The sequence below is a fragment of the Haliscomenobacter sp. genome (genome assembly GCF_965225875.1).
Lineage (GTDB): Bacteria > Bacteroidota > Bacteroidia > Chitinophagales > Saprospiraceae > Haliscomenobacter.
Genome location: NZ_CBDDBS010000002.1, coordinates 1,797,926 through 1,820,747, shown reverse-complemented (window position 1 = coordinate 1,820,747; position 22,822 = coordinate 1,797,926). Strand labels below are relative to the sequence as shown.

Below are 22,822 nucleotides of genomic sequence, written 5' to 3'. Positions count from 1 at the left end.
AAGACCAATGCTTTGCATGCTGATCACATGCGCCCAAAACCGAAGAGGAAAATGATGGTCAATACTGAGCTTTATCGATTGTTGGTGTTGAGGAGTGTCTTGATGCTGGTGCTGGCTTGGCCGGTGATGGGATGGGGGCAGACGGTGATTTTTAGTAACGGTGGAAGAACATACACCAATACAAAATCACGTACATCGGACACCTATAATGCAACGGCTAATGCTTGTGCTTCGGTAAATTTTTCAGTAGATTTTAGATTTTCATTGGGCTGGGGTGGTTCAGGCAATTTAGAATCAAATGATGAATGCCCCGGCTCAGGTGGTTGCAGTGGTGATCCTGATGACCCTGCTGCAGGTGGTTGCACCAATTGTTGGGATTTCATCTGGGTGCTTTTTTTTGTGGATGGAGCAGAAGTACACAGTGATTTGATTGGTGCAGGAAACAATCAACAAAGCGGGACAATCAGTATAAGCGGAGTTCCAGTTACGCCCGGTGCTATGTTAACCATCGAAATTTTTACCCAAACCTGGGCAAGTGACGAATCTGTTACTTTTAACAACATTCGTATTACAGGAACCCCTAGCCAGGTTATGCTCAACGATATTGGCCCCTTTTGTAGCAACCGGGGGAATGTGGCACTCGCCAACAACCAGAATGGAGTGACCGGGGTTTGGTCTGGGCCAGGAGTAACGGGAACGAATTTTAATACCAATACTGCTGGCGTTGGTACCCATACCCTCACTTTTACACCAAACGCCAATCAATGTGCAACGCCCAATACCATTGACGTACAAGTGGATCCGGCTGGCCCCGCAGTGCTGGATGACCTGGGCCCCTATTGCCAGAATTCGGGTAACATTAACCTGCCTACGAACCAAAATGGGATCAATGGCAACTGGTCGGGCACCAATGTGAGCAGCAACCGCTTAAGTACAACGGTGGTTGGTACAAAAAACCTCACCTTCACACCTTCTGCAGGCCAATGCGCAACTCCGGCGACTACTACTGCTGAAGTGACAGCCCCAGTTTCGGCGGTATTTTCCAATTTGGGCCCCTATTGCCAAGGCCAGGGGATAATCCAATTGCCAACTACAGATGACAATGGTACTACCGGGGGCTGGACGGGCACCGGTGTGACGAGCAATGTAAACCTAAACACCGGAACAGGTGGGACTGGGCCACGCACCTTGCGCTTTACCCCTGGTGCCGGCCAATGTGCAGTTGCCACAAATATTCCGGTAACCATTAATCCCAGTTCAGCCATATCAGTTGTTACTCCAGGCCCTTTTTGTACCAGTCCTACCCCCGTGGCTCTAAATACGACACAAGGTGGCCAGGCAGGCAACTGGTCGGGCACCGGAGTGAGCAGCAATCGATTAAACATCAGCACTGCAGGTGCCAAAACCTTGACTTTTACCCCCACTGACCCCTGTTTTTCTCCCGCGACTATAACTGTAAATGTCGGCACATCTGCCGCAATCACCCCCATACCCAATCAAACGGTTTGCGGCAGCAGTTTTAAACTCCCAGCCATTACTGCAACCACAAGTTTGGATGGAACTCAGGCTTATTATACTGGGCCGTCGGGTACAGGTACAAAGTTTGCGCAGGGTGCGGTGATTACCAGCTCGCAAACCCTCTTCGCTTATTACAATTCTGGTGGATGTAGCGATGAAAAATCTTTTACCGTTACTTTTCAAACCACCCCCAAACTCGATTCCATCCGCGACACCACCATTTGTGGCAAGTACACCTTGCCCATAATCAAAGGCACTAACCTGACCCCCAACGCCGCTTACTACACCAAAACCCGTGGCGGTGGCACCCGCTACCTCCCGGGCCAGAGCATCGATACCGCCCAAATTTTATTCGCTTACGATAGCACGGCCACCGGCTGTTTTGACCAGGACACCTTCAAGGTCAACATTGTTGCGCAACCCCGTTTGGACACCATTGTGAACGTGCAGGTTTGTTCCAGTTACACTTTACCAACTCTAAAAGGTATAGGCCTCAGTGGAAACCAGGCTTATTATTCAGCGCCCAATGGCGGTGGAACCAAATACTTGCCAGGGCAAAGTATCGCGGGAGACATACGCCTGTATGCCTTCGACCGCATTACCACCTGTACCAGCGAAAGGACTTTTTTGCTGGATACCCTTAGTCCGCCCATTTTGGATCCCATTCGGGACACTACCAGATGCGGTAGTCTGGTATTGCCGCCCATTAGGGGAAAAAACCTTGCAGCCAACACGGCTTATTACACCCAGTCACTCGGCGCGGGCCTGCGTTTTAGCCCTGGCCAAAACTTCAGCAACAGCCAAACTTTGTTTGTATACTCGGGTACGGCCACCTGTTTTGACCAGGATACCTTCCTCATTAGTATTGTGGATCGCCCCAGCCTGGATAGCATTGCGGATGTACAGATTTGCGGGGCTTATACTTTGCCCCCCATCAGCGGAACCAATCTCAGTGGCAATCAAGCTTATTACACTGCACCAAATGGAGGGGGCACAAAATATACTGCCGGCCAAACCGTGAGCGGGGATTTGCGGCTCTACGCTTTTGATCAGGTTCCGGGTTGTTTTGGTGAGCGTAGCTTTTTGTTGGATACCCTGAGTCCACCTCAAATTGACAGTCTACCCGACACTACTGCCTGTGGTAGCCTGCAATTGCCCCTGATTACGGGCAAAAACCTGAGTCCCAATGTAGCCTATTACGGTGGCCCCAATGGGACGGGTACCCGCTTTCTACCCGGTCAAACCTTGAGCTTCAGCGGCAACTTTTTTATGTTTGACCAAAAAGCAGGCTGTAGCGCCGAGCGACTTTACCGGGTCAGCATTACCCCTGGGCCGCGGATCGAGTTGGGCATCAAACAACCGATTTCCTGCAACGGGAGCAAAGACGGAGAACTGGATTTGAAGATCAACAACAGTTTGCCGCCAGTCAATATCCGGTGGAACCAGACCAGTTTGAATGGGACAGAAGATCCGGCAAACCTGGGTCCGGGAACCTATACCGTCACGGTAACTGATGGTACAGCCTGTGATGTTATCGCCTCCATTACCTTGATTGAACCCACCAAAATTGCCTTGACTTGTACAGTAAGCAAAGCCGTAACGCAAGTAGGCGGTACCGATGGTGAAGCAAGGATCAGCATCAACGGCGGCACCGCCCGCTACAAACTGAGCCTGAGTGGCCCGGTGATTCAACTCCGTGATAGTCTGAGAGCGGGAACCACCATCCTTACTGGCTTGAGTACTGGAACTTATCAAGTATTAGTGACCGACAGTCTGGGCTGCCAGGATTCCTGCCAGTTTACCATCATCCAACCCAATTGTACCATTGCTGCGAATGCTACATCACTTAACCCGACCTGTAATGGTGCCAACAATGGCCAAATTGACGTAAGCACTACAGGAGGAGAAGCCCCATTGAGCATCGATTGGAACCAAAACGCCCTCGATGGGCAATTCAACCCACGTAATCTAGGCCCTGGCAGGTATTCCTTTATCGTCACGGATAATGTTGGTTGCCGGGCTAGTGATACCATCGTATTAACCCAACCAGCGGCTGTGGTGCTAAGCTGCGCCCAACAAAGCGCGGTGACCCGGGTTGGCGGCAACAATGGCGCCGCTCTGATCACCACCAATGGAGGGACTCGCCCTTACCGTATCTCCTGGTCGGGAAAAAACTCAGGCAGTTTCACCCTGAGCCGCAGTGGGGACACCACCATCACCGGGCTAAGCGCTGGACAATACCGCATCGTATTGCGCGATCAAAATGGCTGTGTCGATTCATGTCTGCTGAGCATTACCGAACCTGTTTGTGCCATAAGCGCCAACATTATCACCGTAAAATCGATTTTGTGCAATGGCGACAACAACGGCGTATTGACCGCAAGTGTACGCAACGGCCAGGCACCTTATACCTACCGCTGGAGCAACGGCGCTGGAAGCATCGCCCGCGACACCCTAAAAAACTTGGGACCAGGAACTTATACCCTGATCCTGACCGATAACCTGGGCTGTGCCGATACCGCCCAAATCAACCTTACTCAACCCTCACCAATTGTGGCCAATTGTCAAGTCATCTCGGATGTTACTACTGTGGGGGGGCGCGATGGGGGCGCCAAGCTGAAGTATACCGGCGGAACCGGGACGATTGCGCTGGATTGGGGCGGTTCACAACCGGGTAGTGTGACTGCCAGTGGTCGCGATAGCATCTCGCTGGGCAGTTTGCCACCGGGGACCTATTCCCCCAATTTCATCGATGTCAATGGTTGCCGAACTTCATGCAGCTTTACTGTCCGTGAACCGGTATGTAACCTGCAAGCCAGCTTGTCGACCAAGGCCCCAGCCTGTCAGGGCGAGGCCAATGGGCAAGTGATTGCAATACCCACTGCGGGGGTAGCACCTTATAGCTTCCAATGGAGCAATGGTGGACCCAACAAGGATACCCTATCCAACCTCGCTGCTGGAAACTATCAAGTCACCATCACCGACGCCATCAATTGCCGGGTGGTGCTGGACACCGTTTTACGGGACCCTGCTGCTTTGACTTTTTCTTGCCAAATCATCCGCAACGTCATCACCGTCAAAGGCAACGAAGGGATTGCCCGGGTGAGTTTCAGCGGAGGAGTTGCGCCATACTTTATCCGTGTTCAAGGTCCCGTTACCAGCACCCGTACGGAAGGCAATAGTGGTAGTGTGGATTTGACGGGCTGGTCTGCCGGAGATTATACCGTGATCATCAGCGACATCAATGGCTGCCAGCAGAGTTGTTCTTTTAGCATAAGCGAACCCAATTGCAATTTAGCCTTGCTATTACAGGGAATAAACCCGCTTTGTAATGGCGCGGCAAATGGCCAAATCAGCGTCGCGGTCAACGGAGGCAAGGCACCCTTCAAATACGATTGGAGCGACAATACAAACGATGGCCAGGCAACCGCACGTAATCTGCGTGCGGGAACGTACACCGTGGTAGTCAGCGATTCGATCGGTTGCGCTGGGATCGACACCTTGGTACTTGCAGAGCCCAGCGCCCTGCGTTTAACCTGTGGAACACCTGTACCAACTACAACGGTTGGTGGGCAAAACGGCCGCATTACCGTACGATTTAGTGGTGGAACCGGGCCGTACAAGCTGCTTTTGAGCGGAGCAAAACGCGACAGTTTCCTCAATTTGAGTGTAGATAGTTTTACCGTCAACAACTTGAGCAAAGGTGATTACCGCCTGACCTTGTTCGATAAAAATGGCTGCACGGTGCAAGGCTGTGATTTTCGGATCAATGACCCGATCTGTAATCTTGTTTTGACCTTAACGCCAACGAATAATTTGTGTGCAGGAGCCAGTCAGGGCAGTATTCAAAGCTCCATCACTGGTGGTATTGGGCCATTCAGCTATGATTGGAGCGACAATCGTTTTGACGGCAACCCTCGGGCGACCGGTTTGCCGAGTGGCAACTTCCAATTGATTGTGACGGATGCCCAGCTTTGTCGCGATACTGCAAGTGTGAGCATTACAGAACCAGCACAGCTCGAAACGATTTGCTCCGTCGTCAACCAGCCCAGCACCGTGGGTGGCAGCGACGGGCGCGCCCGGGTGGTCATCCGCGGAGGTAGCGGTCAACGCAACATCCAGTTGAGTGGCCCCAGCCCCGGGCAAATGCAACAAAGCAGCGTAGACACTTTCGGCTTCAGCAATCTGGCGGCGGGGAATTATTCCGTACGGGTCAGCGATGCAAATGGTTGTACGGATACTTGTAGCTTCAGCCTGCAAAACATTACTTGTAAACTGGTCGGCACGGCCCAGGGTATCAATCCGGATTGTAATGGTACTGCGACCGGCAGCATTCGGGTCACGCTTACGGGCAATAATGGAGCCGTGACTTACGCATGGAGCAATCCCGCCCTAAATGGAGCAAACCCAACTGCCTTGGCCGCCGGAACCTACACCGTGACCTTGACCGATGCGGCTGCTTGTAAAGATACGTTAAACGTCACTTTGCTTAATCCGACACGACTCACCCTGGCCGCCATTCCCGCCAGCCAACCTACTCCAGCTCGTCCAACAGGTGGAAGCATCGCCTTGACTTATGCTGGAGGAACCCCCGCATACCGCATCAATTGGAGCCCCAATGGCAGCGATCAAAGCATTGGCAATACGGGGGCATTTACCATCTCCAACCTGAGGGCCGGAGCTTACACGATTACCCTGACGGATAGCAATGGTTGTAACGCACAAGTTAAGGCGACCTTAAGTGAACCACCTTGTAACCTCAGCATCAACATTGTGGCTACCCGCGCCGATTGTGGCAGTAGTCACCTCAATACTACACTTACTGGCAACACCGGGCTACTCCAATACACCTGGAACGTGACCCGCTTCAATGGTCAGGCCAATCCGCGCAATGCGACACCGGGCACTTATGTCGTCACCGTGACTGACGCCATTGGTTGTTCTGCGAAGGACAGCCTGGTACTTGCCGTTGATCCCTCGGCATTGATTGTCAGTCTGGGGCTGATCAATCCCCTTTGCCCTGGCGATTTGGGCGTCTTTACCTTACGCAACGTTACAGGAGGGCAAGGCCCCTTTACCCTGACGCTGAACAATACCATCCAGCGCTTCAACAATCCACCGCTTACCGTCAGAAACTTAAATCCTGGGACTTTTGCGCTGAACATCACCAATGCTTCGGGGTGTAGTTTTGACACGACCATTACCATTCAATCCCCCCGCAGCTTGAGCCTGGAACTTGGCCCAGATACCACCCTCCGGCGTGGTGCCAAGGTTACCTTCAAACCGCAGCTCAATTTTAATCCAAGCCAAATCTCCTGGTCGCCACCAAGCGGGCTGACTTCGGCTCAAAGCCTGAATGCCCAGGCGGAACCTGCCTTTACGACCACTTATACCTTACAGCTGAGTGACAGTGCGGGCTGTAAAGTGAGTGATAAAATTCAGGTTTTGGTGGCTGGTCAGGTGGAGGCCTATTTCCCCAATGCCTTCAGCCCGAATGGGGATGAGGTCAACGATTATTTCAGCGGTTATGGGGGCGATGAAATCGAAGCCCTGGAGTATTTGCGGATTTTTGATCGCTGGGGAAACCTGGTGTTTGAAGGGATCAATATTCCGGTAGATGACCCGACCAAGGGTTGGGATGGGACTTCGCGGGGGCAGCCTTCGCCGATTGGCTTGTACGTATTTTCGAGTGTGGTGCGGCTGAAAAATGGAAGCACGTATTCGAAGGCTGGGGAGGTGAATTTGGTAAGGTGATGGGGCTGTCGCTGCTGAGGTGATTCTTAAGTGCCATAAGTTTCTTAGGTGGTAAAATATTTTTCTTTTTCACCACCTAAGAAACCTAAGGCACCGAAGCAACACCACAGTGGGTCGCCATGTGGCTACTGCGCCTCTCCCAAACTCAAAATCTTCAACCCTTCCGCTGTCAAACTCACCCCCTTTTGCTTCGGCTTAAACACCACCTCCACCAGCTCACCCGGCAAGAGATCAAAATAATTGTCGCTAAAAAAGCCATCCACCTCATCCCCAAAGTCCAGGAAAACGTTTTTGGCCAATTGGCTGGCACGTAGGCGGATCAAAAAGCCCTCCTCGCTCGGCAAAACCTGCTTTTCGATGGCTGGCGCAGTGGGCAATTCCAGCACTTTGGCACTGGCGAGGTAGACTGGGCTGTGGGAAATGTGATGATCCTGGCTGTACAAATCAACCAACAAGACCGTTTTTTTGGCCGTATTGGAATCACAAATTTCCGTCAAAGGCAATTCCAGGGCATGCAGCGCCGTATTTTGCGGCATTTGTATGCTGGTATCTTTTTTCCATAAGGTTTCTCCATTAAAATCAATCAGGCGCAGGCGCAATTCCCCCGCTCGCTCACCCAACTCATCGGAAATTACACTGAGCCTCAGTTTCCCATCCCTAACCAAAGCAGCCGTGATGGTGGGTTCAAAAGCTTTTTTGATGAAATAATGCATCGCTTTCCAGCGCTGGTAATAATCCATGCCCGACCAGGAAGCCACGGGCCACACGTCGTTGATTTGCCAGTACAGGGAGCCCATACAATAAGGCATACTGGCCCGATGCGCTTCGATTGCCATCTTGATGCCCTCGGCCTGGAGCAATTGCCCCACGTAGAGGAAGTGCTCAAAATTGGCGGGCACCCGGTAGTTTTGCTGCATATAACTGCGGATTCGCAAATTGCCGATGCCGCTGCGTTGGTGAGCTGCCATGACCGGGGATTCGATGTTCCAGTCTTCGGGCAAGGCGTAGGTTTTGACCGTTTTGAATTCCGGGAAAGACTGGAAGCCGTATTCACTCATGAAGCGCCCAATATTGTCGTAATACGCGCTGAAGGGATGCTCCGAATGCCAGACGCCCCAATAATGGATGTCGCCATTGGGGGTATGGCTATTGGCGTGCCTGCCCGGTACATTGTAGGGCGAGGAAGGCCAATAAAACATCCCCGGATGATGGGCACCGACGATGGTGGGCAGTAGTTTGTGGAAAATGGTATCGTAAGTCTGCCAAATCTCCCGGCGCTGCGCCATGGTGTAGAGTTGTTTCCAGCCCCAGCCCATAAATTCGTTGTATTGCGACCAGGCTACATCTATCTCGTTGTTGCCACACCAAATGGCCAAGCAAGGGTGATTGCGCAGGCGTTTCACGTTGTACACTGCCTCTTCCTCCACATTGCGCAGGAACTCAGGATCGCCGGGGTACATGCTACATGCAAACATGAAGTCTTGCCAAACCAGCACGCCCTGCTCGTTGCAAAGGTCATAAAAGATGTCGTTTTCATAAAAACCTCCGCCCCAAATGCGCAGCATGTTCATGTTGGCATCCACGGTGGACTGGATCAGGTTTTGATAACGTTCGTCGCTCACCCGGGGGATGAACATATCGTTGGGGATGTAGTTGGCCCCTTTGGCAAAAACGGGTCGCCCATTCAGTTCAAAGTAAAAGGAGCTGCCTTTTTTGTTTTCATCGGGGGTTTGCACAATTTTGATGGTGCGCAGCCCAATTTTTCGTGAAAGCTCATTGATGGGTTTGCGCTGATAGGATAAACGCGCCGTGAGTTTGTACAAATGGGGTTTGCCCAAATCATGCGTCCACCAACGGATGGGGGCGTAAATCTCCAGGGGGATGTGGAACTCATTTTTGCCCTTCAACATGGCTACTTCCTGCATGCCCAGCAAGGTGTCGCCCTGAAAAATTTCGATCAAACCCTCATGCTCCACCAGCGATTCTACCTCACAACGCGCGGTAAGTTTCGCTTTTTCATCATTCAAACTATCCTGCTGAAAATAGACATCAGTCAGCCGCGCCTTGTTCCAGCCCATCAGCCGGATAGGGCGGTAAATGCCACTGGTTACGAGGCGTGGGCCCCAATCCCAGCCAAAATGATAACCGGGTTTACGCAAAAAAACACTTACTTTTTTATCCCCCAGGCCACCTCGTTCGGATTGGTCATTGGTGGCGGGCAGGCCGTATTTGTGTTTACTCAAAGCTTGTAATCCAACGGTGATGGGGGAATGAAAAAATATGCGCAAGTGGTTTTGCCCAACTTTGAGCAAGGGTTTGACTTCTTTTTCATAAGCCACAAAAAAATTATCCGCCAAAATCAACAATTGCCCATTGAGGTACACATCTGCATAGGTGTCCAGTCCCAAACATTCTAGGGTAATGGCTTCGAATTTCAAAAAATCTTCCTCAATGGTGAAGCGACAGCTATATTCCCAATCGGCTTTGTCCACCCACTGTACTTCTTCCTCTTGCATGCGGAAATAGGGATCGGGAATTTTGCCATTTTGCATCAAATCGGTATGCACCGTGCCAGGTACGGTAGCAGGCATCCAGTTGCCTTTGTTGGCTTGTCGAAAAGTCCAGTTATCCTTGAGTTCGATCATAGCGCTGTTGGGTTGCGTTTGGCATCCCAATAGTGCACTCAGCAAGGCCATTAGGATGAGGAATGAAAAAAAGCGCATCCAAATCTAGTTGTGTGAACTGCGAATATAAGAAAAGTGGGGAAGCTGGGGAGAAATAGATGGGAAGCGCTGGTGATTACTAAGTATAACCCCAAATCTACCCCCTAAACTTTTAAAAAAACCTTAACCATCCCTCCCTAAACCACTCCCTCAAAAAATACGTTTATTTAAAAATCGTCAAAAGCGAGCAAATCCGCTAAAATCCCTCCAAGTGGGGGATTTCTTATTTATCTTAGTTGCGTTAGTTTTACCTTCATCAAGGATCTATCCAAAAAAGCGACAAATGAACACCACAAAAAGTGTATTTTTTACTGCTCTATGTCTCCCGATAGTGCTCTTATTGTGCAGCAACGATGTTGGCAAGGCACCCGTCGATGATCGTTACGATCGGATTTTGCACACCGTTGGTCAATTATTGGAGCAAGGGCATTACAGCCCCCAGGCGCTCAATGACCAATTCTCTGACAAAATTTACAAAACTTACCTGAAGGAACTGGACCCTGAAAAAGTCATTTTCCAGCAAGCTGACTTGAAAGAATTCAGCAAGTACAATTCATTGATCGATGACGAAATCCGCCAAACCCCAGTTGAGTTTTTTTACAAAGTCAACGAACGGTACAAGCAGCGGCTTAATGAAATCAAGACCAATTTGCCCAATCTGGCCAAAAAAGCCTTTGACTTCACCGAAGCCGACAGCATCGTAACCGACTACGACAAAAGGACTTTTGCCAACAATGCCAAAACCCAACAGGAGCAGTGGCAAAAAAAGCTGAAGTTCATGGCTCTGGAAAAATTTATCGATCTGCAAGATCAAAGGGAAAAAGCCACGGCTGAAACCCCTAAAGAAACCGATGCAGCCCTGGAAGTCCAGGCCCGTGAATTTGCCAAGACGACCCTGGACAAATCCCTCGATCGCCTGATCAACAAAATCAGCGACGACGATCGTTTCAGCATGTTTGTCACCACCATCACCAACACGATGGATCCGCATACCGACTTTTTTATGCCTGTGGAAAAAAGAAGTTGGGATGAGCGCCTTTCGGGTAAATTTTATGGCATCGGTGCCATCATTGGGGAAGAAAATGGCTACCTCAAAATTGCCACGGTATCTCAAGGTGGGCCAGCCTGGAAAACCACCGAAGTCAACGACGGCGACCTCATCCTCAAAATCGGCGAAGGCGACAAAGCGCCAGTAGACGTGGTAGGTTACGACATTCCCGATGGCGTCAAACTCATCCGTGGCGACAAAGGCACCACGGTGAAACTGACCCTCAAAAAAGTAGATGGAACCATCAAAGTGGTGCCCATCGTGCGGGAAGAACTGAAATTGGAAGAAACTTTTGCCAAGTCTTGCACCATCAAAGACGGCAATCAAAAAACGGGTTACATCTACCTGCCCAAGTTTTACACCCCCATGGGTGACGAAGGTGGCCGCAGTTGCGCCGCCGATGTGGCCAAAGAAGTGATGAAACTCCAGGCTGAAAACGTGGATGGTATCGTCATCGACCTGCGTGACAATGGTGGTGGTAGCCTTTATGAAGTGGTGCAAATGGTTGGTTTGTTCATCCCTGACGGACCCGTGGTACAAGTGAAAAACGGCGATGGTCGCTCTTCCTTCCTGCCGGATGAAGACAACGGAAAGGTATTGTACAGTGGCCCACTGGTCGTGATGGTTAACGAATTCAGCGCTTCGGCTTCTGAGATTTTCGCCGCGGCCATCCAGGATTACCAGCGGGGGATCATCGTAGGGAGCACTTCCACCTACGGCAAAGGAACGGTACAACGTCCCATTCCCTTGAGCCGTCTGACCAGAGATGAAAACACCGATTTGGGCACCGTACACCTGACCATCCAGAAATACTACCGCATCAATGGCGCTTCTACGCAATTGAAGGGGGTAGTGCCTGATCTGGTGTTGCCAGGCTATTACGAGTCGTATAAATTCAGAGAAAAAGACAACAAAACTGCGCTGGCCTGGGACGAAATCAAAAAACTGAGCTACAAGCCCTGGGCTAAAACACCTAACATGGACGTGTTGCGCCAGCGTTTCCGTAGCCGCATCGACAGCACGGGTTTGGTGGAGAAAGTACAACAAAACTCCGCCTGGTTGTCTGCCCAGCAAGATGCCGCCCTAGATTTGAACCTCCAGAAATACAAGGAAAAAGAAAAAGCCGTTAATGCCAGAGCGAAACAAGCCCGCGAGTTGTTCGTGATGAACAAGGAAATGGATGTCGCTCGGGTAGGGGAGGACCCCAATGCTTCTGGAACCAGCGTAGCCTTCAACACTCGCTGGGTTAATTTCCTGAAAAAAGACCGCTACTTGTACGAAGCGACCAAAGTTGTAGGTGATGTTTTGGAATTGACGGGTGGGAAATCACCGCTGTCGATGAAGAACGATAGATAGAATGCCTCAATGAAAACGCAACTACTTGTCCTGGCCTTGTGGAGTTTTGCGCTCAATTTTGTGCAGCCGCAAAACTCTCGTTTGCCTGAAGGCCGGACAAGTAGTTTTTTATCCAAGCACCCCCAGCTCAGCACCCTCCCGCTTGGCTCCTATGCCGTCGGATTCCAGGTATTCAAGCAATATGATTACGGGCGTCACTTTCAACCCAAATTGGATTTCGAAGGCAAACCCAATCCCGGGCAAAGCGCCCTACCCATCCAGATCAGTATGTGGTATCCCGCTCAGGCCAACAAGCTCAAAAAAATGCTTTTTGCCGAATACCGCTACCTCGATGCACAAAAAAACAGCTTTAAGCCACTCAGCGATCAGGAGAAAAAAGATGCAGGCAATGGCCTGAAATTTTCGGCCAAATTTGGCCTGGACCTGGACCTGAGCGAGCAGCAAATCCAAAACATCCTGCAAAGCCCTACCGCTGCTGCACTCAATGCCCCCAAACAAAAAGGCCCCTTCCCCGTGATCATCGTGGGAGTGGATGGAGGCCCGGGTACGAACAATGTGTTGTGTGAATACCTGGCGAGTTTGGGTTATGTCGTCCTGCTCACGCCCAGCGTTGCGCATACCGGAACCTGGCAGGCCAAACAACCCCAACTGGCCCTGGCTGAGCGCATTGGCAACCTGGAATACCTGCTGGCTTTTTTGCGCAGCCAACCCATTACTGATTCTCAGCGGGTGGGCGTTTTGGGCAGTAATTTTGATGGCATGTCGGCCCTTTTGTTCCAAATGAAAAACATGCAAGCCGATGCGGTAGCAAGCCTGGATGGCTGGGAAGGCAAAGCGGGCACACAGGAAAGTTTGTTCCAATCTCCTTTTTTTGATGCCAATAAAATGCGGGTACCCTACCTCACTTTTTTACAGGATGAAAAAAATCCACCGCCATACCTCCAACTCAGCAAAAAAGTGCTGGACACCTTGCGCTATGCCGATCGCTATTATGTCGTTTTGCAAGGCATGAACCACGCTTGTTTGATTGGCAATCTGGGCGTTATCCCCGATTTGACCGCTGAGAAGCACCAGGCCTATCAGTTTTTGTACACCCGGATCGGGCAGTTTTTTGACGCTTACGTGAAAAAATCGTCGGAAGCCTTGCAATTGCTGCAAAAAAAGGCCGTAGAAATGGCTTATCCTGCTGATATGGTAAAGGTAGAACTACAGCAAAAAGCGCTGCCTCCCGTACCCACACCTGAAGAATTTGAAAGCATTGTGATGAGTGGTAATTTAGAAAAAGCGACTCAAATTTTTGTGGCCGGCAAACAGCTTAACCCTACTTTACAGCTTTTTGATTTTCAAACTTTGAACCTGTTCTCCTTTCGCTTCGGACAGCAACAAAAAAAGGAGCAAGTGTTGGCGATCTGGAAACTGGGTGCCATCGCTTTTCCAAATTCTACCTCGGTAATGGAGCGATTGGGTGATACGTATTTAGCCACAGGAGAAAAATTGCAAGCCAAAGAACAGTTTCAAAAAGCCTTACGTGTTTTGGATCAGGATACTCAACTGGATGCTGATACCAAAAAAAGGCTACAAAGCAGTTTTAATGAGAAGTTGATGAAATTGAATTGACCTTGGTAGACAGTTGAAAATACCCCATTGCGGGGGATGGTTTACAGCCTTGAGCAAGTTAATTTTGGTACATCGGATCTACTTTTCCTCGACTGAAAACACATGCTCATGCCGATTCAAAAAATCACCCAACTGTTCCTGGTTTTAAGAATACTTGGAGGCATCTCGCTTTCCGCCCAAAGCACTGCTGCCGACAGTGTGACCCTCGCACTCAACGACTATATCGATGCCTTTTATTACGGAGATACCAGCAAAATTCACCGCAGTATTGACCTGGGAGTGCACAAGTACGGCTACTATCGCCCCCGCAACAGCACGACCTACGAAGGTTCGGCCATGCCTTTTCGAGAAATGATCGAATATGCCACGGGAGTATTAAAAAAAGGTAAGAATCCTAATGTAGAGAAGTTTCCTCGAAAAGTGGAAGTTTATGAAGTGGTGGATAAAACGGCCTGTGGCAAAGTAACGGCCTGGTGGGGAACCGATTATGTCCTGTTGGCCAAACTGGATGGCAGATGGAAGATCACGAATGTACTCTGGCAATCGCCAACTCCCAAGCAATAACAGCACTTTGCTTTAACCAATCGACACCTAAAAATGAGAAATAACTTTGTCCTCAAAAGCCAGATCAAAGCATTGATCGGATTACTTTTCCTTTGCTTTTTTTGCGAAAACCTGGCTTATGCTCAGCAAAATTCATCTATTGGGCTTCCTTTGTTTAGGGGTGGGCCAGCTAAAAATGGCGTCTATCCAGGCGCTGATTTCAACTCCATCAAAGCTACCAAATGGCAATTCAAAACCGGAGCCGCCGTGCGCTCCAGCCCTACATTTGATCAAGGTAAAGTTTATGCGGGTAGCAGTGACGGTTTTTTCTATTGTTTGGACGCCACCAGCGGCAAAAAAATCTGGGCTTTTAACGCTGCTGCTGCGGTGCAATCGAGTCCGGCTGTCAGCAAGGACAAGGTTTTTTTTACCAACAAAAAAAATCAGCTTTTTGCCCTGCACAAAATTACTGGTCAAAAAATCTGGCAAGTTGATCTGAAACCCGACCTGCCCTACGCCTGGGGTTTTGACTATTACCAATCCTCCCCATTGGTCAATGCCGGAGTGGTTTATGTAGGCAGTGGCAGTGGGGCAGTTTACGCTTTGAATGAGTTGGATGGCAAAATCAAGTGGAGCTTCCCAACGGCTTCTTTGGTGCGCTCGTCGCCGTCCCTGGCTCAAAATACCCTTTATTTTGGCGACTTATCGGGCAAGGTATACGCTGTGGATGCCCAAACGGGTAAGAAAAAATGGCAATTTGCCACCGTTGGCGATACCGTCAACAACCTGAACTTCGGCAACGATTTTAAAGCCATCATGGCCTCGGTGGCCATCAAAGACAACATCGCGGTGGTGGGCGGCCGGGATGGTTACTTTTACGGCATCAATGCTACGAGTGGTCAGGAAATCTGGCGCCACAACTTCGATGGCTCCTGGGTCATTTCTTCGGCAGCCATCAAGGATAGTGTGTTGGTGATTGGCACTTCGGATGGGCGCTTCGTAAAAGCGTATAACTTGTACACGGGTAAGGAAAAATGGACCTATAAAACTCCTACCATCGTATGGTCTTCACCCATTATTGTGGGCAACACTGTGGCTGCGGTGGTCAACGACGGTTTTGTGCATTGCCTGGATTTGCAAAAAGGGACCGAAAAATCCCGTTACCGTTTTGGCGACCGGGTATTTTCTTCGCCCTCTTTTGCCGATGGGGTGATTTATGTAGGCAATGACGATGGCAATATTTCAGCTCTGCAAACGGGGAACAAACCCAGTTCAGGGCGCCCCATCAAAAAAGCCGTATTCTGGACTAGCGATGTGATGGGCAAGTATCTGCGGGCAGGTTTGAGCAACCTGATTCGAGACTATTTTGTAGCTGAAGGTTACGAATTACTGAGTGAAGAAACACTGCCGACTTTTTTAAAAACCAACAGCAGCTCCGACGTGTCTAGCGTAGTGGTATTTGCAACGGGTTATTTTCAAGAGGAAATCACCAAAGGTACCTATCAAAAAAGCCTGCTCTACGATTACCTCAGCAAGGGTGGGAAAGTGGTAGTACTGGGCACCAACCCCGCTTTTCACCGCTTTGATTACAGTGCCAAGGAATACAAGGGCCTGGATTACCTGCAAGCTGATACCCTCATCGGGGTGAAGTATCCCTTCAATGACTTGCGGAGTCACTACGGTTTGTACGGCTCCGTGCCCACTGAAACGGGCAAAAAATGGGGCTTGAGCCAAACCGTTTCGGCTTTTGCTGGAGTAGATCCGGCTCAGGTTACCCCCCTGGCCCTGGATGAAAACGGCAAGGCAGTGTATTGGGTAAAAAACTACGGACACCGGGAAGGGACGGGTTTTGTGCAGTTATGGATGCAGGCGAATATGTTGCATCAGTTGGGCGAGGTGCGGAAAATTGCGGAATACGGATTGGAATAATGTGTTGTGGTAAAACCTGAATAGCATAAAAAAATATGAAGTCCTTTATCTTTTTCCTTGCTTGCTGCCTGGGTATGATGACATTCCATCTGAATGCCCAGGACGTATTCCAATCTGATTTGGCCTATGGCAAATACTCGGTTGGATTTAAGGCTGTGCAAACCATTGACCACACCCGTGCTTCCTTGCAGACTGGGAAGGTTCAATCTGCTGGCCGGGCCATGCAATTGTACATTTGGTATCCGGCTGAAAAAGCGAATACCAATCAAGTATTGTACCTTGATTATTTGACCTATTGGTTTGGCCAAACCCAGGCCACTAGAGCTGGTTTTTTTCAAAGTGTGGCAGAACTAGGAGGTGATACCACCCTGTTTCAGCCTGTTTTTCCTAAAATGGCTCAAAACAAAACGAAAGCTTATCGCGACGCCAAAATAGCCTCTGGCCAATTTCCTTTGATCATTTTCCCGGATCAGGTGCATTTGCAAAACATACTCTGTGAATACCTGGCTTCCTGGGGTTTTATCGTCGTTTCGCCAGTGATTCAGGGCCCTTTTGCGGAGCCCATGCAATACGACCCGGCCGGGATTGAAACTGGAGTGGCCGATATGCAATTTGCCTTGGGGTACCTGCGTAAAAACTTCCCGGTTCAACGCAACTTTGCCGCGATGGGCCTTGGGTTTAATGCCACCCTGGCCCTGGCCTTACAAATGAGAGACCCTGATGTAAAGGCACTGATCAGTCTGGAAGGAGGCATCACCACCACTTTCGAAGAGGAACTGATTCAGCGTAGCCCCTATTATAAGCTAGAGCGTTGCACCGCGCCCATGCTGGTCATTCATGCACCGCACCCTGATGTAAAGCCAGAACTGGTTGACAAATACAAATACGCGGAGCGGGTTTTTCAATTCTACCCGCAATCCTCCGAGTTCTACTTTTTGAACTTTGGTATCTGGGAGCACTACCTGAAAAACATTCTACCCCAAGCCAACCACGGCAACACCTGGCAGAGTTTTGCCCATGCGGCTCAATCCATTCAATGGTTCTTGAATTGGAAACTGAAGCAGGATGAAAAGGCCAAAATGGGGTTTTTAAACCTTGACGAACCCAAAGACATTGTGACAACTTCGTTGAAAGCTGCCGCAGTTTTACCTTCTTCTAATTAACCGGATAAAATTCATTGGAAATGAAAATTCTATACCTGATTGTTTTATGTTGCTTTTGTTACCAAATTGGCTTTAGCCAAACTTCTGCAACCAATACCTACCGCTTTAGCCTGGATCTGGTTCAAGTGACTGACGACAAAATTGGCGTAGAACTGCTGCCTCCCGCCATCAAAAAGAAGGAAATCATTTACAACCTACCCAAAATTGTGCCGGGCACTTATTCCGAAGATGATTTTGGCCGCTTCATTGAAGGTTTTGAGGCCCTGGATAAAAGTGGCAAGGCTTTACCAGTCGAAAAAATCGGCACCAACAGCTGGCGAATCAGCAATGCCAAAAAGCTTGGCAAAATCCGTTACAAGGTGAACGATACCTTTGACGACGAAAGCAGTGGCAAAAAAATCTTTGAACCCTGTGGGCTCAATATTGAAAAGGATGTTAACTACCTGCTCAATACCCATTGTTTTGCGGGATATTTTGATGGCATGAAACAAATGCCCTTTCAACTCACGGTGCTGCACCCGGCTAATATGAACGGAAGTACGGCCTTGATCGATGCCGACCCCAGCACCACCCAAGATCGTTTTGAAGTAGAAAATTACAACCGCCTGGTCGATAGCCCTTTGATGTACGGCAGTGCAGAAACAGCTACCATTCAGGTGGGCAACACCTCGGTGCTCATCGCTGTACATTCACCCAATAAGGTAATAAGTGCCGCTTTTTTGGCTGAAAAAATCAACGGTTTGCTTCAAGCACAGGGGGCTTACCTGGGTGGGACTTTGCCAGTCAACAAATATGCCTTTTTGGTTTACCTCAACGATAAAAGAGGGGTGTCGGGTGCGCAAGGTGCCTTGGAACATTCCTACTCTTCGGTGTATTTTATGCCCGAAGGCAACAATGGCAATACCGTACAGTTTTTGATCAACGTGGCTGCCCACGAGTTTTTTCACATCCTCACTCCTTTGAACATCCACTCGGAGGAAATCCACTATTTTGATTTCAACCAGCCCAAAATGTCCAAACATCTCTGGCTGTACGAAGGTACTACCGAGTACCACGCCCATTTGGTGCAGGAGAAATACGGCATGACCACCAAGGATGACTTTTTGGGCGTATTGCAACAAAAAATCAGCAACTCCCGCCAACGCTACATCGATACCTTGCCCTTCACAGTGATGAGCGCCAATTGCCTCGATACTTATGCTGGTCAATACGGGAATGTATACGAAAAGGGAGCCTTGATCGCCATGTGCATCGACATTAAGTTGCTGCAATTGTCGGGAGGCAAATACGGCATCCTCAGCCTCATCGGCGATTTGTCAAAAAAATATGGCAAGGACAAACCCTTTAAGGACGAGGAGCTTTTTGGCGAAATTGGCAAATTGACCTACCCGGAGATCCGCCTTTTCCTGGAGAAATACGTGGCGGGTAATCAGCCCTTACCCCTGGAGGAGGTTTTCGCCAGTGTAGGCGTCGATTTTTCTCCAGTAATTCAGGACAGTACCTTCACGCTGGGACGTATCTCCTTTGAACCGGATGAAAACCAGCGTCAAAAAATCAGCAACCTGTCCAACATGAATGCCTTCGGCAAAATGATGGGCTACAAACTGAACGATGTCATCCTGAGTATCAATGGTGCCGCCCTGACTGCTGACAATGCAGATGCGGTACTGGTTGAGTTGTACAAAACGGCCAAAGTGGGCGATCCTTTACAAGTGGTGGTGCTGCGCAAGGGAACGGATGGCGTGGAGCAAAAAGTAACCTTATCAGCCCCGATGATGAAAGTGGCCAGGAAGATGACGAATGTACTGCGCTTTAATCCAAATGCGAGCGCGGAGCAAGTGGCGCTGCAGAAGAGTTGGTTGGAGAAGAGGTAGGTTGTAGATGCTTAAAATACTACTCAATCACGGAACAACCGAGCATTTTTGACCATTACCTGGAGTGAATCTAAAATTTCTTAGGTTTCTTAGGTGGTAAAAAGAAAAAAACCTGCGTAGCAGGGAAAATTCTTTCACCACCTAAGAAACCTGAGGCACTTAAGGAATCACCCAAGCAGCGATGCCTATTTCAAATAATTCGCTTCAAAAAACTCCGCGTACCCATCCAGCGTCTTATCCCGCAACACCGAGCGGTAATTGTCCATGCTGATCGGCAACAACTGGTAATTCACATTCGCATCCATAAACTGGGCACGGTTTTTCATTACCCCGTCGTAGTACTTCATGGCTGCAGCCTTGTTTTCAAAACGGCGCAGGATCACCAGTAATTTGCGGGTTTTTTCATCATCCCCCACCGCGAGGTTGGTGATGGTGATTTTGTCCAGCTTGTGGAAATTGCGGTTGTAATCCGAAATTTTATTTTTGGCGTTATCCAGGTTGGCATTGTTGTCCAGTGCTACCAGGATGAAGTGGATGGCATTTTCATCGGGGCGGAAGCGTACGTTTTCCTCATCGGTACGCTCCTGGTCGCCGGGGAGTTGTGCGCCAGCACCACCCAGCAAGCGCAAGATTTCCTTGGCGCGTTTTTGCTCATCTGAGGTAGGGTATTTGGCGATCACTTCATTCAGGGCACTTTTGTAAGCGTCGGCGCCCTGCAGGTTACCAGTACAGAGTGCTGCCAGCAACGCAAAACGGGAAGCCAGTTTGTTCTCGGCCCCAAAGCGTACTTTGGAATCCATACACATCTTGAACGCATCCTGATAATTTCCTTTTTTGAAGGCAGCATAAGCCTCATCGTAATACACGTTCACCTTGCGCTCTTCGTTAAGGAACTCGGCGGCGTAGTTGGGGTCTTGCAGGATACGGGCAAAAGTAGAAGTGGGGTAACCACCCACAATTTTATCGTAATAAGCCTGAGCCTGCTCAGCGTGGTTGAGTTTGCGGTGTGCCAGATACAGGTAGTACCAGGAATTGAGTTCAAAGTTGTGGCGGCCAAAGCGGGTATTCAGCCCCTCCAGGGTTTTGACCGTTTTGTCAAAGTTCTCCAACTTGTCGTAGTACAATACCCCGAGTTTGTACATCGCATCGATCACCTTGACTTCAGCGCTGCGGCGTTCCGCTTCGGTTCGGGGTATGTCGCCCAGGTAGGATTTTACATCGTCTTCGTCTTCAGTACCGTCAGTACCAGTGGCCTTTGGTTTATTGGCATTGGCAGGGTCTTCAAGAACGATCTCATTGCTTCCTCCGCGCTTTTCCGAGCGGCGCCAGTTGTCTTCCAGTGGGCGTTCGCCCCAGTTGCGCTGGAATTCCCGTTTGCCCTGCTTTACCTCTTTTTCATCATAGGCCCAGAAGGTAGAAGCTTGAGCACCCGCTATCAGTGGCCGGCCGGTTATTGCTCCAGGGTTTGGGTTATTGTTTTCCGGTACTTTGGAGTATTCCAGGGCGCGCAGGCGCTGTTCATCCTTGTCCTTTTTTATTTTGGCCGCCCGCTTTTTGAGCTCCGCATCCGAAAGGGCACTCAGGGTCAACAAGCTGTCCTGTACCTGAATGGTGCTGAGGTTTTTGGCAATGTCGACCAGGTTGTCCCGTAGAATGGTTGCGGATTTGAGTCGATCATCCTTTTTGTCCATAATCGTCAGCGTACTATCCAGGTAATTTTTGGTTTGGATGAATTTTTCTTCATCAAAATACAACTGCGCCAAGGTATAGTACGATTCAGTTACCTGCGCCGGGTTGTTGCCTGCACTGCGTACGGACAGGGTCAGGTATTCAATGGCTTTAGGTTTGTTGTTGTTTTTCAATGCCACGTTGGCCAGGGCGTAATAAACGCGGTCGCGGTATTCCTGGTTTTTGGCGTCTTTGAGCATGCGCTCCAACTGGGCAGTCGCAGACTCTGCCGACCCCTTGCCGCTGAGCCAGGAGTTTTGCGCCATGTTCAGGCGGGCATTGAACTGCATTTCGTAGTTCACCGAAGAACTGGCTACTTTTTCAAACCCACTATAAGCTTCATTCCAGCGTCCGGCGCGTTGGTGCAATTGAGCCAGAATATAGTTGTAACGAGCCTTTATTTTGGAGTCATCTGCCCGTTCAACTGCTTCTTCCAATGGTTTTACTGCTTCTTCGTACTGCTTCTTTTTGATGTAAAAATGGCCCAACAGAGGGGCCAGCTGTGCCCGCACTACATTGGGGGTATTGGGGTCATTTTCCAGTTCAGTCAGGGTGCGGAACGCCAAATCTTCATTCTCCCGTTCAATGAGGGTACGCGCCAGCCAGAGGACACCTTCGTAATAGGCTGGTTTTTTCTTCAAATAATCTTTTTCCCGTTTGGCTTCTTCGGCTTCTTTCCGCGCTTTTTCCTTTTGAATTTGCTCGGGTGATTTGGTCGTTGAGGTGGTGCTGCTGGTTTTGGTCCGATTCAGGATTTCGGGCTTGGCTGGCAGTGGTTTGCCTTGTTTGCGCGCTCTGGCTACATCGGCATTGTATTTTTTGCGGGCTTTGGCTACGTCTTTGGCCAATTTTTCTTTGTCCTTCTTGGCCTTTTCCCGAACCTTTTCTCTTTCCTTGGCGGTGAGCACCTGGCCATCACTGCCGACCATGGGTGTACGCGTACTGCCACTGCGTACATTTTGCGCCACTGCTTTTTTTAGCTTCGCTTTTTCGGGTGAAAATTCAGCGGTGAGGTAACGCAGGGTTTGTTCTGCGGTCTCGAAGTCTTGTTTGAGAAAATGAGCCTTACCCGCCAAAAGGTAACAATCGTCCACCCAGTCACTTTTCGGGTGCAGTGCCGCAACCTTGGTCACTTTTTTGACCGCTTCATCCAGTTCCGGAGCTGCTGCCTTAGGGTTGTCGATGCCCATATAGGAATAAACGGGCAATATTTGGGTGTAATTGTCCTTGTATTGCTGTTCCATGCTGAGCATGGTTGTCGCCAGAATTTCGTCGGCGTTGAAGTAGCCGTTGTAGTGCGCAGTGGTATTGTGGTACACTTTTCCAAGGCCAGACAGCTCCTTACTGCTGCTTTTGACGGCGACACAACTCTCAATCATCAGGGCAAGCGCCACTACCGTCAGGGCGTAAACTAATCGTTTCAAGGCCGAATATTTTTTACAACGATGAATAAAATCGTTAAAATCAGTGTGCAGAGCTGGTTTACTAGGCAGTAAACCGTAAATTTGCATTAGAGTTTGTCTAAACAAAAAAAATTAAACAAACTCTCACTTATAACTTGAAAGACAC

The 22,822-nt window shown here is 49.6% G+C and carries 9 protein-coding genes; 7 read left to right on the top strand and 2 right to left on the bottom strand.

The features are described from left to right. The first annotated feature begins 51 nt into the window (after positions 1 to 51). Positions 52 to 7,272 carry a gliding motility-associated C-terminal domain-containing protein gene (locus ACO08K_RS09970; RefSeq protein ID WP_421796249.1) on the top strand — a complete coding sequence of 2,407 codons (7,221 nt, stop codon included), beginning with the start codon at positions 52 to 54 and terminating at the stop codon, positions 7,270 to 7,272. Between the two features lie 125 nt (positions 7,273 to 7,397). Here the strand turns inward: ACO08K_RS09970 and ACO08K_RS09965 are convergent, their stop codons facing one another. Beyond that, complete coding sequence (locus tag ACO08K_RS09965; RefSeq protein ID WP_421796248.1) at positions 7,398 to 9,995, bottom strand: beta-mannosidase; 2,598 nt, start codon at positions 9,993 to 9,995, stop codon at positions 7,398 to 7,400. Positions 9,996 to 10,278: 283 nt separating this feature from the next. Here ACO08K_RS09965 and ACO08K_RS09960 point away from each other — a divergent pair, with 283 nt between their 5' ends. From ACO08K_RS09960 to ACO08K_RS09935, 6 genes are all read left to right on the top strand, one after another. Further along, positions 10,279 to 12,399, top strand: a complete 2,121-nt coding sequence (locus ACO08K_RS09960; protein ID WP_421796247.1) for a carboxy terminal-processing peptidase — start codon at positions 10,279 to 10,281, stop codon at positions 12,397 to 12,399. Between the two features lie 9 nt (positions 12,400 to 12,408). Then, a complete protein-coding gene (locus ACO08K_RS09955) occupies positions 12,409 to 14,016 on the top strand; it encodes a hypothetical protein (protein WP_421796246.1) in 1,608 nt (535 codons plus the stop codon). Positions 14,017 to 14,124: 108 nt separating this feature from the next. Continuing rightward, positions 14,125 to 14,580 carry a nuclear transport factor 2 family protein gene (locus ACO08K_RS09950; RefSeq protein WP_421796245.1) on the top strand — a complete coding sequence of 152 codons (456 nt, stop codon included), beginning with the start codon at positions 14,125 to 14,127 and terminating at the stop codon, positions 14,578 to 14,580. Positions 14,581 to 14,613: 33 nt separating this feature from the next. Further along, positions 14,614 to 16,488, top strand: a complete 1,875-nt coding sequence (locus ACO08K_RS09945) for a PQQ-binding-like beta-propeller repeat protein (RefSeq protein WP_421796244.1) — start codon at positions 14,614 to 14,616, stop codon at positions 16,486 to 16,488. A 35-nt stretch (positions 16,489 to 16,523) separates the two neighbouring features. After that, a complete protein-coding gene (locus ACO08K_RS09940; protein ID WP_421796243.1) occupies positions 16,524 to 17,651 on the top strand; it encodes a dienelactone hydrolase family protein in 1,128 nt (375 codons plus the stop codon). 20 nt (positions 17,652 to 17,671) lie between these two features. Next, positions 17,672 to 19,525 (top strand): peptidase M61, encoded by a 1,854-nt coding sequence (locus ACO08K_RS09935; RefSeq protein ID WP_421796242.1) that lies wholly within the window; start codon positions 17,672 to 17,674, stop codon positions 19,523 to 19,525. Between the two features lie 185 nt (positions 19,526 to 19,710). Here ACO08K_RS09935 and ACO08K_RS09930 read toward each other — a convergent pair whose 3' ends face one another. Further along, the gene (locus tag ACO08K_RS09930; protein ID WP_421796241.1) at positions 19,711 to 22,677 is read right to left on the bottom strand and encodes a tetratricopeptide repeat protein; all 2,967 of its coding nucleotides are present in this window, start codon (positions 22,675 to 22,677) and stop codon (positions 19,711 to 19,713) included. Positions 22,678 to 22,822 lie beyond the last annotated feature (145 nt).

What these genes read in the sequence shown, in the direction of transcription:
- ACO08K_RS09970 (WP_421796249.1), top strand. Translation starts at nt 52, where the DNA reads ATGATGGTCAATACTGAGCTTTATCGATTGTTGGTGTTGAGGAGTGTC.
- ACO08K_RS09965 (WP_421796248.1), bottom strand. Translation starts at nt 9,995, where the DNA reads ATGCGCTTTTTTTCATTCCTCATCCTAATGGCCTTGCTGAGTGCACTA.
- ACO08K_RS09960 (WP_421796247.1), top strand. Translation starts at nt 10,279, where the DNA reads ATGAACACCACAAAAAGTGTATTTTTTACTGCTCTATGTCTCCCGATA.
- ACO08K_RS09955 (WP_421796246.1), top strand. Translation starts at nt 12,409, where the DNA reads ATGAAAACGCAACTACTTGTCCTGGCCTTGTGGAGTTTTGCGCTCAAT.
- ACO08K_RS09950 (WP_421796245.1), top strand. Translation starts at nt 14,125, where the DNA reads ATGCCGATTCAAAAAATCACCCAACTGTTCCTGGTTTTAAGAATACTT.
- ACO08K_RS09945 (WP_421796244.1), top strand. Translation starts at nt 14,614, where the DNA reads ATGAGAAATAACTTTGTCCTCAAAAGCCAGATCAAAGCATTGATCGGA.
- ACO08K_RS09940 (WP_421796243.1), top strand. Translation starts at nt 16,524, where the DNA reads ATGAAGTCCTTTATCTTTTTCCTTGCTTGCTGCCTGGGTATGATGACA.
- ACO08K_RS09935 (WP_421796242.1), top strand. Translation starts at nt 17,672, where the DNA reads ATGAAAATTCTATACCTGATTGTTTTATGTTGCTTTTGTTACCAAATT.